This is a genomic window from Flavivirga aquimarina (genome assembly GCF_030540835.1).
In the GTDB taxonomy this organism is placed as follows: Bacteria; Bacteroidota; Bacteroidia; order Flavobacteriales; family Flavobacteriaceae; genus Flavivirga; species Flavivirga aquimarina.
The window spans coordinates 191,545-205,961 of record NZ_JAUOEK010000120.1 but is presented as its reverse complement, the minus strand read 5'-3'; the positions used below and the strand labels follow the sequence as shown (position 1 = coordinate 205,961).

Annotated in this window: 11 protein-coding genes; 3 read left to right on the top strand and 8 right to left on the bottom strand. The window is 32.3% G+C overall.

The genetic code is table 11. From position 1 onward, the window contains the following. Nucleotides 1-102 precede the first annotated feature (102 nt). Nucleotides 103-309 (top strand): helix-turn-helix transcriptional regulator, encoded by a 207-nt coding sequence (locus Q4Q35_RS12265; RefSeq protein ID WP_303278271.1) that lies wholly within the window; start codon nt 103-105, stop codon nt 307-309. 82 nt (nt 310-391) lie between these two features. Here the strand turns inward: Q4Q35_RS12265 and Q4Q35_RS12260 are convergent, their stop codons facing one another. The 8 genes from Q4Q35_RS12260 to Q4Q35_RS12225 form a co-directional block, all read right to left on the bottom strand. After that, nucleotides 392-958 (bottom strand): DUF2004 domain-containing protein, encoded by a 567-nt coding sequence (locus tag Q4Q35_RS12260; protein WP_303278270.1) that lies wholly within the window; start codon nt 956-958, stop codon nt 392-394. Between the two features lie 121 nt (nt 959-1,079). Beyond that, nucleotides 1,080-1,613, bottom strand: a complete 534-nt coding sequence (locus Q4Q35_RS12255; protein WP_303278269.1) for a DinB family protein — start codon at nt 1,611-1,613, stop codon at nt 1,080-1,082. Then, on the bottom strand, nt 1,614-3,434 hold the full coding sequence (locus Q4Q35_RS12250; RefSeq protein WP_303278268.1) for a DUF885 domain-containing protein: 1,821 nt from the start codon (nt 3,432-3,434) through the stop codon (nt 1,614-1,616). It abuts the gene before it with no gap. 203 nt (nt 3,435-3,637) lie between these two features. After that, the gene (secA, locus tag Q4Q35_RS12245) at nt 3,638-6,991 is read right to left on the bottom strand and encodes a preprotein translocase subunit SecA (RefSeq protein ID WP_303278267.1); all 3,354 of its coding nucleotides are present in this window, start codon (nt 6,989-6,991) and stop codon (nt 3,638-3,640) included. 174 nt (nt 6,992-7,165) lie between these two features. Then, nucleotides 7,166-7,387: a DUF2795 domain-containing protein gene (locus Q4Q35_RS12240; protein WP_019387375.1), complete on the bottom strand. Its 222-nt coding sequence runs from the start codon at nt 7,385-7,387 to the stop codon at nt 7,166-7,168. A 159-nt stretch (nt 7,388-7,546) separates the two neighbouring features. Continuing rightward, the gene (locus Q4Q35_RS12235; protein WP_303278263.1) at nt 7,547-8,122 is read right to left on the bottom strand and encodes a cob(I)yrinic acid a,c-diamide adenosyltransferase; all 576 of its coding nucleotides are present in this window, start codon (nt 8,120-8,122) and stop codon (nt 7,547-7,549) included. Between the two features lie 119 nt (nt 8,123-8,241). Then, the gene (locus tag Q4Q35_RS12230) at nt 8,242-9,012 is read right to left on the bottom strand and encodes an O-methyltransferase (RefSeq protein WP_303278262.1); all 771 of its coding nucleotides are present in this window, start codon (nt 9,010-9,012) and stop codon (nt 8,242-8,244) included. 153 nt (nt 9,013-9,165) lie between these two features. Continuing rightward, a complete protein-coding gene (locus tag Q4Q35_RS12225) occupies nt 9,166-11,025 on the bottom strand; it encodes an ABC-F family ATP-binding cassette domain-containing protein (RefSeq protein WP_303278261.1) in 1,860 nt (619 codons plus the stop codon). A gap of 103 nt (nt 11,026-11,128) precedes the next feature. Here Q4Q35_RS12225 and Q4Q35_RS12220 point away from each other — a divergent pair, with 103 nt between their 5' ends. Together Q4Q35_RS12220 and Q4Q35_RS12215 are read left to right on the top strand one after the other, a co-directional pair. Next, nucleotides 11,129-11,926: a polysaccharide biosynthesis/export family protein gene (locus Q4Q35_RS12220; protein WP_303278260.1), complete on the top strand. Its 798-nt coding sequence runs from the start codon at nt 11,129-11,131 to the stop codon at nt 11,924-11,926. A 3-nt stretch (nt 11,927-11,929) separates the two neighbouring features. After that, entirely contained in the window at nt 11,930-14,401 is a 2,472-nt protein-coding gene (locus Q4Q35_RS12215; protein WP_303278259.1) for an exopolysaccharide transport family protein, read from the top strand. Nucleotides 14,402-14,417: the final 16 nt, after the last annotated feature.

The window sequence follows — 14,417 nt, the reverse complement described above, 5'->3', positions numbered from 1 at the left end:
GTATTTAAAACAAAATAAATACGCATTAAATTATAATTAATTGTGTTTTTGGCACAATTTTGGAATCCTTATATTGTCATCAAAAGTCAATAAATTAGCACTGTGCCGAAACAAAACTTAAATAGAATAAAATCTGTTCTTGCTGAAAAGAATACAAATAATAAAGAATTAGCAAGTCATTTGGGAAAAACGGAATCTACTGTTTCAAGATGGTGTACGAATGAAGTTCAACCTTCGGTTGAGACATTATTTGAAATCTCTAAATTTTTGAAAGTTGATATTCGGGAGTTGTTGGTTTCTACTAGATAAATCATACATCAAATGTATCAATGCTTTGTCCATTAATCTCTTGAAGTCTTTTGTCATCTAAAGATTATTTCATGAAATGTTTTTAACTTTCCCAAGTTATATGGTCTAAATTCCCTTTTTCATCTGTATTTACAACTAAAAGTTGATTAGAAGTTTCTCCATCTATCTCGATTGAATAGTCAAATGTCGTAAAATAGGACGTTCCATATTTATTGTCTGGATAAAACCCAATTCTAATAAGCTTTAATTTATTAAGTAGCTGAATGCTTTTTGATTTGGTTTGGTTATCCAATTCTATAATTTTTTTCAATTCATTCTCATCAAGTTCCTCAAGATAAAAATTAATATAGGCTTCAGTTTCTCCAATATCATTCTCAAAATCTTTTTCGATATAGACTTTATTCTTTTTATCGAAATCTGTAGCATTCTTTAAAAATGCTTCAATTTGTTCAATCTTGTTTTTCTCAATTGACTTGCCTTCAAAATTTAGGTCAGTTTTAATATTACTGTTGTTCAGCTCAAAATTTGATCTATAATGTTCCTCAAGATTATTTATGTCGATTTGTCCGAAATATGGTAGAACATAATTATCCTCCAACTTTCTTTTTTGTTCAATCGGTTTTCTCTTAAAAAAGTCAAATATTCCCATTTTTTGTTTTTCAGATTTGAGTGAGTTAATTACCGCTAACAAAGATATATAGTTAATATTAACTATATATCCATTATAGATTTACTAAAATAAAATAATTATATAAGCCTAATATGAATTATCAAAGGGTTTTATTATCTGCCGTAAGTAACGTATTTAGTTCACTAATCCTTGCCATATAGTGGTCGTCATGTTCGGCTACAAAAAGAAACAAATCCATTATTCTCATTGGGGTCTTTAACCTTGGATGTAATGCATATTTATAAACCTCTGCTTCACTGAGTTTAATAAGAGCGTTTAAGGTCTTTTCCCTAATATTTATAAAGTTTGTTAATAATTGATTTATATCCTTTTCATTATGATTTGCTAAATTGGTTTTTCGATTTGTTAAATCTGTTTCTCTCATATATTCTTTGTCATTTAATATATCTTCAAGTCTACCTTGCCATAGAGGTTCAAGATCTATTAAATGCCCTATGTTTTCTTGAATGGACCAATTTTCGTCATGTTTAACAGTTAAATATCCTGATGGTATTTGGCTGATTTTATGATTGAGTCGTATTGAAGTACCTTCAAGTCTTTCAATGATGGAAGGGAAAATATTTTGCTCGAATGAGAATTCAAAAGTTCTGTCAAACCATTTTATTTGTTTCATTTATGAGACCTCTTTTTTGTGAGCTAAAATCCAGTTATCAATTTGTTCTTCAAAAACACTAAGAGGTACAGCTCCTGAGCGTAAAAAAATATCATGGAATTTTCTTATGTCAAAATCTTCTTTTAAAGTTTTTTTTGCTTTTTCTCTCATTTTTAAAATGTGTAACATGCCTATTTTGTACGCTGTAGCTTGCCCTGGCATAACGATATAACGTTCTATAGCCTTAGTACAAGCATTTTTTGAGCTTGGTGTATTGTCTGTTAAATATTTAATAGCTTGTTCTCTGGTCCATTTTTTCTCATGTATACCAGTATCGACTACTAGTCTGCAAGCACGCCATATTTCCATAGCCAATCTTCCAAAATCTGAATAGGGATCTTGATAAAAACCCATTTCTTTTGGTAAAAGTTCACAGTACAAGCCCCAACCTTCGCTATAAGCCGTATAACGGCCGTATTTTCTAAATTCAGGTATATTGGTTAATTCTTGAGATATGCTACCTTGCATATGGTGTCCCGGTATGCCTTCATGAAAAGCCAAGGCTTCCATTTCATATATGGGCATGTCTGCCATTTTGTATAGGTTGGCATAGAAGGTACCTTTACGAGAGCCATCTGGTGTGCCTCTTTGATAGAATGCTTTTCCAGCTGATTTTTCTCGCCATGTTTCAACAGCTTTAACTTGCATTCGGGCTTTTGGTTTTGTGTAAAACACTTCATCTAATCTGGATTCCATACTGTCTACAATAGCTTGGTAACCTACAAGCATTTTATCTTTTCCTTCTTGCGTGTCTGGATAATAAAATTGCTCATTATTTTTCATGAATTTAAAAAAGTCTTTTAAACTTCCTTTAAAGTCTAGGTTTTTCATAATGGCTTTCATTTCATTATGAATCCGTTCAACTTCAGCAAGCCCCATTTTATGAATAGAATCACTGGTAAGATTGGTCGTTGTTATTTCTTCTAATTTGTAATTATAAAAATTGTCGCCATCATTAAATTTCCATACACCTGCATTTGTTGTTGCTAGCTTTTCTAAAGTGACTAAATAATTTATCAAATTTGTATAAGCTACGTTGACAGATGTTTTAATAGCAGTTTTGGCACTTTCTAGGAGGGTGTTTTTTTCCTCAGCTGTTAGATCGGTGTTCTCTAGCTTTTTACTTAAATCTTTTATAAATATATTCTCGTTTAAGTTATTAGAGTTTCCTAATATATTTTTACAATCGTTTAGTACATGCTTAAACACAAATTTTGGGGCTATAATATTTTTTTCGGCCCTAATCTTTAAATTGTTTATGAGTTCCTCAAACACAGGTTTTATGGCATTTAACCTGCCCACGTAAGCGAGTGCATCTGCTTTATTTTCAATTTTATGCATGTTTATCATAAAAGCAGGTAATTTGGAATGTGTTCCACGCATTTGATTTACTGGATATGTGTAGTGACGGTATTTAGCATATTTTATTTTACGTTCTAATTTTCGTTTAAATAGATGATATGATAAATGACTACTTGAATCAAGTCTAGACGTATCAAACTTTAATAAATCTTCTAAATCCTGTTTTGCAAATTCTATCTGTTTTAATGCAAAAGCTTCAGAAATGTCATCTAATTCGTTTTGCCTGTCTTTTCTTCCTCTTTGAGTTAAATTTTGAGGAGAACTCATCAAATTACGTTCGTAAACTTTGTTTAACCAAGTGTTAAATTGGGTGATTTCTTCGGTGTTTGTTTTACCTGTTTCGACGTTTTCGGTCTTGTTTTTTTTACAGTTAAAAATGAAAGTGGTAAGTATTAGTAATAAAACGATTTTTATTTTCATGGTATAAATTATAGAATTAGTCTTTACTAAGGTATAAAAAATCCGCCGTTTTTCAACGGCGGATTTTTTATTGAGAATTCTTAAAAATAAATAGTGATTTATTGAGTTTTTGAGATTTTATGCACCAAAGTTTACCCCATTTTTATTTTTTTGGAATTTTCTCTCTTTGGAATTTAATACCGCAGGACTAGTTCCGAGGTTGTTTATTCTTCAACCAACACCCATTCGCCTTTGGCTATTAATGGTTCTGCTTGTTTATATTTAAGCGTTTTGTTTTCACCATTCATAACATGTTTAATAGTAACACGATCGTTACGTCCAATTTTGGGCTTGTCTCGAACAATAGTTTCTACAACCTCTTGTTGGCGTTGTGTATTACCTGCAGCTCTATTTTGAGCAGAACGTTCATCAAGATTAGGGATTTCGTCTTTTTGAGTGTTTAATTTTTCTCGCTTACGAGTTCGTGCTTCTTGAATAGTATTTTGAGTTTCTTGAGGTAATTCGCCTTTAAATAAGAATGAAATAACATCTTTATTTACCTGATCTATCATCTCTTTAAACAATTCAAACGACTCAAATTTATAGATAAGTAATGGATCTTTTTGTTCATGTACTGCTAATTGTACGGATTGTTTTAACTCATCCATTTTACGTAAATGCGTTTTCCAGGCATCATCAATAATAGCAAGCGTGATATTTTTCTCAAAATCGGTAATTAATTGTTTACCATTGGTTTGGTAAGCTTTTTCAAGATCGGTAACTACATTTAAACTTTTAATGCCATCTGTAAATGGTACGACGATACGTTTAAATTTATCACGTTGCGTTTCATATACGTTTTTAATAACAGGAAATGCAATGTCTGCATTACGTGTCATTTTTTCTTTATAATGCTCGAAAGCTGCTTTGTATATTTTAGACGTGATTTCTTGAGCAGATAGTTTACCGAACTCTTCTTCAGAAATAGGAGAATTCATTGAGAAATAACGAATTAATTCAAACTCGAAATTTTTATAGTCACCAGCACCTTTATTAGTTTCGGCAATACCTTCAGAGGTATCAAAAATCATATTAGCCAAATCTACACGAAGACGTTCTCCAAATAAAGCATGGTGACGGCGTTTATAAACGACTTCACGTTGTGCATTCATAACATCATCATATTCTAATAAACGCTTACGAACTCCAAATTGATTTTCTTCCACTTTTTTCTGTGCACGTTCAATGGATTTCGAAATCATAGAATGTTGAATAACTTCTCCTTCTTTGAGTCCCATTTTATCCATCATTTTGGCTATACGTTCGCTGCCAAATAAACGCATTAAGTTATCTTCTAGAGATACATAAAATTGCGAGCTTCCTGGGTCTCCTTGACGACCTGCACGACCACGTAACTGTCTGTCTACACGACGAGAATCGTGACGTTCGGTACCTACTATGGCTAAACCGCCTGCAGCTTTTACTTCGTCACTTAATTTAATATCGGTACCACGACCAGCCATATTGGTAGCTATGGTTACTTGACCAGCGTTTCCTGCTTCTGCAACAATATCTGCTTCTCTTTTATGTTGTTTTGCATTTAATACGTTATGAGAAATTTTTCTAATGCTTAACATTTTTCCTAATAACTCACTAATTTCAACCGATGTTGTACCAATTAAAACCGGACGACCTGCTTGCGATAATTGTGTTACTTCTTCAATAACCGCATTATATTTTTCACGTTTTGTTTTATAAACTAAATCTTCTCTGTCATCTCTAGCAATTGGTCTGTTAGTAGGAATCTCGACAACATCTAATTTATAGATTTCCCAAAACTCACCAGCTTCTGTAACAGCAGTACCCGTCATACCAGATAATTTTCGGTACATTCTAAAGTAATTTTGAAGTGTTACGGTAGCAAAGGTTTGGGTAGCATCTTCAATTTTTACATTTTCTTTGGCTTCTATCGCTTGGTGTAATCCGTCACTATAGCGACGACCATCCATAATACGACCTGTTTGCTCATCAACAATCATGACCTTATTCTCCATAACCACATACTGGGTGTCTTTTTCGAATAAAGCGTATGCTTTTAAAAGTTGACTAAGTGTATGTATGCGTTCAGACTTTACTCCGAAATCTTTAAATAAGTCTTCTTTTAAATTTGCCTCTTCTTCTGCTGGAAGGTTTTGTTTTTCAATCTTAGCAATTTCAAGCCCTATTTCTGGTAAGATAAAAAAGTCTGGATTATCTTTTCCAGATATATATTCAATCCCTTTATCGGTTAATTCAACTTGATTGTTTTTTTCTTCAATAACATAGTATAATTCTGCGTCAACCTTAGGCATTTCACGGTTGTTGTCTTGCATGTAGAAGTTTTCAGTTTTTTGAAGTAGCATTTTTACACCTTCTTCACTTAAAAACTTTATTAGTGCTTTGTTTTTAGGAATACCGCGATATACACGAAGTAATTGAAAACCACCTTCTTTTGTGTCGCCGGCTTTAATTAATTTTTTTGCTTCTGCTAAAACACCGGTTAAATATTTACGCTGTACACTTACTATATCGTCTACTTTAGGTTTTAGCTCTGTAAATTCATGTCGTTCTCCTTGAGGTATTGGTCCAGAAATAATTAATGGTGTACGGGCATCATCTACTAAAACTGAATCGACTTCATCTACAATGGCATAATTATGAGGGCGTTGTACTAAGTCGTCTGGTGAGTGTGCCATGTTATCACGTAAATAATCGAATCCGAATTCGTTATTTGTTCCGTAGGTAATATCTGCGTTATAGGCTTTTTTTCGAGCTTCAGAATTTGGTTGATGGTAATCAATACAATCGACACTTAAACCATGGAATTCAAAAATAGGAGCCATCCACGCACTATCACGTTTAGCTAAGTAATCGTTTACTGTAACCAAGTGAACTCCTCTTCCAGAAAGGGCATTTAAATATACAGGAAGTGTAGCGACAAGAGTTTTACCTTCACCTGTTTGCATTTCTGCAATTTTACCTTGATGCATAGCTATACCGCCAATAAGTTGTACATCATAATGGATCATGTCCCAAGTGATGGCTTTTCCGGCAGCATCCCAAGAATTTGCCCAAATGGCTTTGTCGTCTTCTAAAACAACATACTCTTTGGTTCCAGATAATTCTCTATCAAAAGTATTAGCAGTAACAGTAATGTTTTTATTATTTACAAAACGTTTTGCGGTTTCTTTAATTACAGCAAATGCTTCAGGTAAAATATTGTTTAGAACGGTTTCGGTTGCGTTGTATGCATCGTCTTTTAGTTTGTCAATATCTTGATAAATATCTTCCCTTCTATCTATATCTTCGGTGTTTTCTGCTTCCTCTAAAAGATTTGCTATCTGCTCGTTAATGCTTTTAGTAGCCTCAGCTATTTTTGCTTTAAATTCATCGGTTTTGCCACGTAATTCATCATGTGATAGGGCTTCTAAAGAGGCTTCAAAGGTTTTAACTTGATCTACAATAGGATAGATGGCTTTTACGTCTTGTTTAGACTTGTCACCTACAAATACTTTAAGTACAGAATTTAAAAAACTCATGTTTATATATTTTTAATTATTACTCAGAAATTGTTTTTTGAGTAATTTTGTCTTGTTAATTTAATTACTTTTTACAAAGTATTCAAAGATACATTTTGTTACGATGTTTTATAAAGGTTAAGGCAAAAAAAAAGTCTCAAATCGAGACTTTTTAACTATTCTTTATGCTTTTTATTAATATTCATCTTCGTTCCAGAGATAGTCCTCGTCTGTAGGGTAATCTGACCAAATTTCTTCGATCGAATCATATGAATCTCCTTCGTCTTCAATTGACTGAAGATTTTCAACAACCTCTAACGGTGCCCCCGTTCTAATAGCGTAATCTATTAATTCGTCTTTTGTCGCTGGCCAAGGCGCATCACTTAAATAAGATGCTAATTCTAAAGTCCAATACATTTTCTGTTCTGTTTAATTTTTTGCAAAAATAATTTTTTAGTTTAAACACACAAGAAAAAAATGAATTATTTAATCGTTAATTTTAAGAACGTATCATTAATTTGTAATTTAAACAGTTGAAATTATTGTTGCTTTGTTACTTATTACAAACCTTTTTTATTAGGATTCTTTTTCGGGAATCCACTTAATTTCATTTGCTTGTAAGTCGTAGGACAACTTTCGTGCCAATACAAAAAGGTAGTCAGAAAGGCGGTTTAAGTACATTAAAGTTTTCGGTTCAACATCTTCAATCTCGTTAAGAGCTGTCGCCAAACGTTCAGCTCTACGGCACACACAGCGTGCTATGTGACAGAATGACACCGTTTGATGCCCTCCTGGAAGTACAAAATGTGTCATTGGAGGAAGCTCTGCATTCATAGCATCCATTTCTTTTTCTAAACGTTCAATATCTTCTGTAGAAATTTTAGGAATGTTTAAACGTTCTTTTCCGTTTTTTAAAATGGTTTTTTTGGGATCGGTAGCTAAAATAGCGCCAAGAGTAAAAAGTCTGTCTTGAATATGGATTAATAAATCTTTATATTGTTTATGAATCTCTTGATCACGAATTAAACCTAAATGAGAGTTTAATTCATCAACCGTTCCGTAGCTTTCAATACGAATATGATGTTTTGGTACACGAGTGCCTCCAAATAATGCTGTGGTACCTTTGTCGCCTGTTTTGGTGTAGATTTTCATATGCTACGCAAGTTAAAAGTTAAAAATTGAAAATTAAAAGTTTTTCTCCACTAATTAATTAATGATTTTACGACTATACTCAATGTGGTATGCAGGATGCTAGTTGATTTAATAAACGACTAAACTCTTATAGTAAAATGTTCTTTAACTTGTTCTTTTCTAAAAAATACAAACCCCCAGAAAAACGTATCGATTGTTACGGTGACTTTAGGGTGTTGTTTTATGATTTCCCAAGCTTCAGTCATGCTTTTGGACCAATAAATATCGTCAAAGATGAATACTGAATCATTATGAGCTGTTTGTAAGAGTGTCTCGAAATATTGTAAAGTTGCTTCTTTTTGATGGTTGCCATCAAAAAAAATTAGGTCGTAGTTGATGTTTAATATTTGATTTAAAATGTTATTGAAGTTGCCATTTTTTACATCGATATTATTTAAACTATGTTTTTTAAAATTAGTTTTCGAAAATTCCGAAATATTAGGGCAGCCTTCAATAGTAGTGATTTTAGTGTTTTTATTTGCCAAAGCCATGGCATGTGTTGCAATTCCGAGAGATGTACCTAATTCTAAAGCAATTTTTGAATTAAAATAATTTACCAATCGATAAATAAGTTTTGCTCTTTTAGTTGTTGTGCCTACATGTTTAGCTATTAATGATATGTTACGTTTTTTTTGTTTCATCATATGCGAACCGGCACCTAAATCGGTTACTGTAATGGTTGTCTTGTTTTTAAGAAGCTCTTTTTTATAGTTTGAAATAAGTTTGTAAGCATTATAGTTTGTTTTATTATAGAAACATTTAGTTACCAGTTTATAAACGAAAGGCGAATGTACACCGTGTTGATTGGTAGATTTTATTAGGAACTTTATGTATTGGATAATTTGATACATTTCAGTGTTCAGTGTTCAGTGTTCAGTGTTCAGTGTTCAGTGTTCAGTTACAGTTACAGTTGCAATTTTCAGTTACTTATGTAATAAAAATAAAATAATTGAGCGTCTTAGCGAAGATAAAAAGAAAGACTTTGTGAATCTCTGCGTAACAATTCAATCTTCAAGTTTAGACGATAACTCAAACCAGCGTTCTTCTTTTGCTTCAATAGTATCTATGATTTTTTGCAATGCATCAGATAACTTATTAATATCATCTTGTGTAAGCTCAGGGTTATTGAATTTATTTTCTAATTCCTTTTTATCAAATGTTAAAGATTTTAATTTGCTTTCAATATTTTTAAGTTCTTTTTCTTCATTATAAGATAATTTTGAATCGTTTTTTTTCCAAGCATTTTTGTCTTTTTTATCTTCTTGTACATTTGAAATTGCAGGTTGGCTATCTTCATAAACTCTATAGTCGGTGTAATTCCCAGGGAAATCTTCTATAACACCTTCACCTCTAAATACAAAAAGATGATCAATAACCTTATCCATAAAATAACGATCGTGAGATACTACAATGACGCATCCTGGAAAATCTAATAAGAAACTTTCAAGAACATTAAGGGTTACAATGTCTAAATCATTGGTCGGCTCATCAAGGATTAAGAAGTTAGGGTTCTGAATTAAAACGGTACATAGATATAATCGCTTACGTTCGCCACCACTTAATTTTTCAACAAAATCGTATTGCTTTTTTCTACTAAATAAAAAACGCTCTAAGAGTTGTTGAGCGCTTATTTGCCTACCTTTTTTTAATGGGATATAGTCTCCAAATTCCCGAATTACATCAATAACTTTTTGTTCGGGTTTTATAGTGATGCCATTTTGTGTATAATATCCAAATTTAACCGTATCACCTTTAACAACTTTACCTGAGTCTGGCTGTGCAGTTTGGGTTAATATGTTTAAAAATGTCGTTTTACCTGTGCCATTTTTACCTATAATACCAGCGCGTTCTCCTTTTTGAAACGTATAATCAAACTTATTAAGTATAGTCTTGTCTTTAAATGCTTTCGAAACTTTATGGAATTCTAAAATCTTGCTCCCAAGGCGTTCCATGTTTAATTCAAGCTGAACTTCGTGGTCGTTTCTTCGTTGATGTGCACGATGTTTTATATCTTGAAAATCGTCAATTCGCGACTTCGATTTAGTTGTTCTTGCCTTTGGTTGGCGACGCATCCAAGCGAGTTCTTTTTTAAATAGTTGTTTTGCTTTGCCTACTTCAACAGATTCTTGCTCGATTCTGGCTTCTCGTTTTTCTAGGTAATATGAATAATTACCTTTATAACTATATAGTTTACCTTCGTCTAATTCGATAATTTCATTACAGACACGTTCTAAAAAATAACGGTCATGTGTTACCATAAACAATGTGATGTTTTCCTTAGCGAAAAATGCTTCTAACCACTCGATCATTTCTAAATCCAAATGGTTGGTAGGCTCGTCGAGAATTAATAAGTCAGGTTTATTTATTAGTGCATTGGCAAGCGATAGTCGTTTTTTTTGTCCACCGGAAAGCGTACTTACTTTTTGATTTAAATTTTCAAGCTTTAATTTGAAAAGTATTTGTTTGTAAAGAGTCTCAAAATCCCAGGCCTGATGCTGTTCCATTTGCTCAAAAGCAGTTTGGTATGCTTCTGAATCTTCAGGGTTTAAAAGTGCTTTTTCGTAATTAACAATGACTTTTAAAATAGGATTGTCGCTAGCAAAAATGGTTTCTTCAACAGTTAAATTGTTATCAAATTTTGGATCTTGTGATAAAAATGATACAGCGATATCCTTTCTATAGGTTATAGAGCCAGAATCAGCTTCATCATCACCCGAAATAATATTTAAAATAGAGGTCTTACCTGTCCCGTTTTTTGCTACAAAAGCAATTTTCTGGTCTTTATGTACGCTAAAAGAAATGCCTTCAAAAAGTGTTAACTCTCCGTAGGATTTAGATATGTTTTCGACTGTTAAATAATTCAAAAGAATGTTTTTTTGCAAATAACGGATAAAAAACCAAAAAATCCGATATAAGTTTTGTTGTTCAAAGTGAAAACTTATATTTGTGATAAATCAAATCCCTAAAATGAAGAGATATTTTGTTATTGTTATAATAGTTATAAATGCAGTGTTTGTTTCCTGTGTGCCTTATAAGGATACTGTTTATCTTCAAAATAAAAGTAAAGCAACAGACTCTACTCAGGTTATTGTTGAAAAGCAAAAACCATATCGTGTTCAGATAAATGATATTCTAAATATTAGAATTAAAGCTGCTAAACAGGAAACGGTAGCCATTTTTAATCCTATTGGAGATGGTACGAGTTTAAATGCAGGCAGTTTGGAACGTGCTTATTTTGATGGATTTACAGTAGATTTACATGGAAATATATTGATGCCCAAATTGGGCAAGGTTAATGTGCTTGGATTTACTACCGATGAAATAAAGCAGATTATTGAAAAAAAATTATTAGAAACAGAATACAAAGAAGCTAACGATATTTTTGTAACAGTAAAACTCACAGGGTTACAATACACAACAACTGGAGAAGTTGGTAGTACGGGGACAAATATAATTTTTAAAGAACGTGTTAATATTTTTGAGGCTATTGCTAATTCCGGAGATATTCCTGATACGGGTGACAAGAAGGATGTTTTAATTGTCAGACAATTTCCACAAGGTCAAAAAATATTTCATTTGGATTTAACAGATGCAAATGTTATGAATTCACCTTACTACTACATTCAACCCAATGATATGATTTATGTGAAGCCTATAAAGCAAAAATCTTGGGGTACTGGAACAACGGCTTTTCAGAACATTGGTGCCGTTGCAACTGTTTTATCTTTGATTACTACAACTATTTTACTTTTAAATAGAATATAGCCTATGTCTTATGATGAAATAGAAGAAGGTTTTGATTTGGAGTCTAAAGGGGCTAGTTTTGATTTAAAAGGGTTTTTATTTAAAGTATTAAAATTCTGGAAATTATTTGTTTTAGCTATTGCAGTTGGTTTTATAATAGCATATTCTGTAAATGATAGAAAACAAAATGTATATAGGATAAGTTCACTAATATCTCTTGAAAACGATCAAAACCCTTTTTTTACGGCAAATACTAGTATATCATTTAATTGGGGTGGCGTATCGGGTAAGGTTGGTAAAACTATGATTTCATTGGTGACAAGAAACCATAATGAAAAAGTAGTAGATTCTCTACGGTATTTTATTCAATATTTAAAGCAAGGTAAATACAGTAAAGTTGATGCTTATAAACAGACGCCATTTACGATTGAAATTGATAAATCTAAAAATCACATTTTAGGTAAACAAATAGGCATCCGTTTTTTGAATGAATTTCAATATGAAGTTTTTACTAATTTTGAAAGTGAACGGGGAAGTTCTCAAAACTATAGTGATAAATCCAAGAAGACTATTTCTTTGCCAACTGGAGAATTCCATAAGACCTATACTGTTGGGGAAATAATAGAACTTCCGTTTACGACATTTACATTGCATATAAATAATGGTGCTAATGTTGTATCAGGTTCCGAATTTTATATCCGGTTTTTAAATTTCGATAGTGTTGTTAATAGTTACAAAAAAGGGATATCTGTTAAACCCTATTCAAATAGTTCTTCATCGATATTAACCCTATCTTTAACTGGAAATAATAAAGCTAAAATTGTTGATTATTTAAATGCAACAACAAAGATACTTAGTGAAACAGAATTAGAAAGGAAAAACCTTTATGCAACAAATACCATTAAATTTATAGATAGTAGTTTAGGCGCTGTAAATGCTAATTTGAAAGCCGTTACGGATACGATGAATGCATTTAGAAAGGAGAATAAGGTATTTGATGTTGATCAGGAGCTTATACAAGTATCGGAAAAAATAAGAGAACTTGAATTAAAAAAGGAGCAGGCAGAATCTAAACTGCAGTATATAGACGTTCTTGAAAACTATTTGAGAACTAAAACGGATTATACTAAGATCGCTGCTCCAACCTCTGTAGGTATTGAAGAAACCAATATTGTTTCCAGTGTAAGCAAAATAACAAGTTTGGCTATACAACGCCAGGAGTTAGAACAGCTTGTACAAGAAGGTTCATCATCACTAAAAGAATTAGATGGGAGTATAAATGCAGAAAAGAATGTTCTTTTAGAAACCATTGCTTCAACAAAAAAAACGATATCGATTCAGTTAAGTACTGTAAACTCTCAAAAATCAAAACTGGAAAACCGATTAAGTGTTTTGCCGGCAGATCAGCAGGAGTTTTTAAAGATACAGAGAAAATTAGACTTGGGGCAAGAAGCTTTTAATATATATATGGCTAAGCGTAGTGAAGCTGCCATAGTGAAAGCGGCAAATGTTTCTGATATATCTGTTATTGAGGCAGCCAAAGATATTGGAGGTGGATTAATAGGTCCGAACAAGAGTTTGAATTACATGACAGCACTCGTTGTTGGCTTTTTTGGACCATTAGTACTGATATTGATCCTGTTTTTATTAGATAACACTATACATAATACCGAAGACATTAAGCGTTTATCAAAAATACCAATTTTAGGCCTTGTTGGTAAATACAACCATATTAATAATTTGGTTGTATTAGAGAAACCAAAATCGGCAGTTGCAGAATCTTTTAGAGCTATTCGTTCCAGCTTACAGTTTTTCTATAAAAAAATTGACGTGGCGGGTGGTAGAACGATTATGATAACTTCCTCGGTGAGTGGAGAGGGTAAAACATTTTGTTCCATTAATATAGCTAGTGCTTATGCATTATCTGGTAAAAAGACAATCCTTTTGGGGCTTGATTTACGTAAACCCAAAATTTTTGATGATTTTAATATAGATAATAGTATTGGTGTTGTTAACTATTTTATTGGAGATAAGACCCTGAAAGAAGTAACATTTAAGAGCCATATAGATAATTTAGATATTATTACATCTGGACCTATACCTCCAAACCCTTCCGAGTTATTGATGGGCAGTTCTATGGCTGATCTGATGGAACATTTAAGAAAACATTATGATATTATTGTGCTGGATTCTCCACCATTAGGTTTAGTATCTGATGCTTTAGAATTGTCTCAGTATGCAGATGCATCCTTATTTATAATTCGTTTAAACTATACGAAAAAAGGGATGTTAGAACTTATCAATGCGAAACAAAAAACGGGTGAATTAAAAAATATTAGTTACGTCCTCAATTTCTATAAATACAATAAAAGTCATGGTTATGGTTACGGCTACGGCTACGGCTATGGTTATGGTGTATATGGAAATGCTTATCATGAGAATGATAAAAAAGAAACTATAATGGATAAGCTTAAAAAGCGATTAATGAAAAGGTAACCCTTTGTTTAATAAT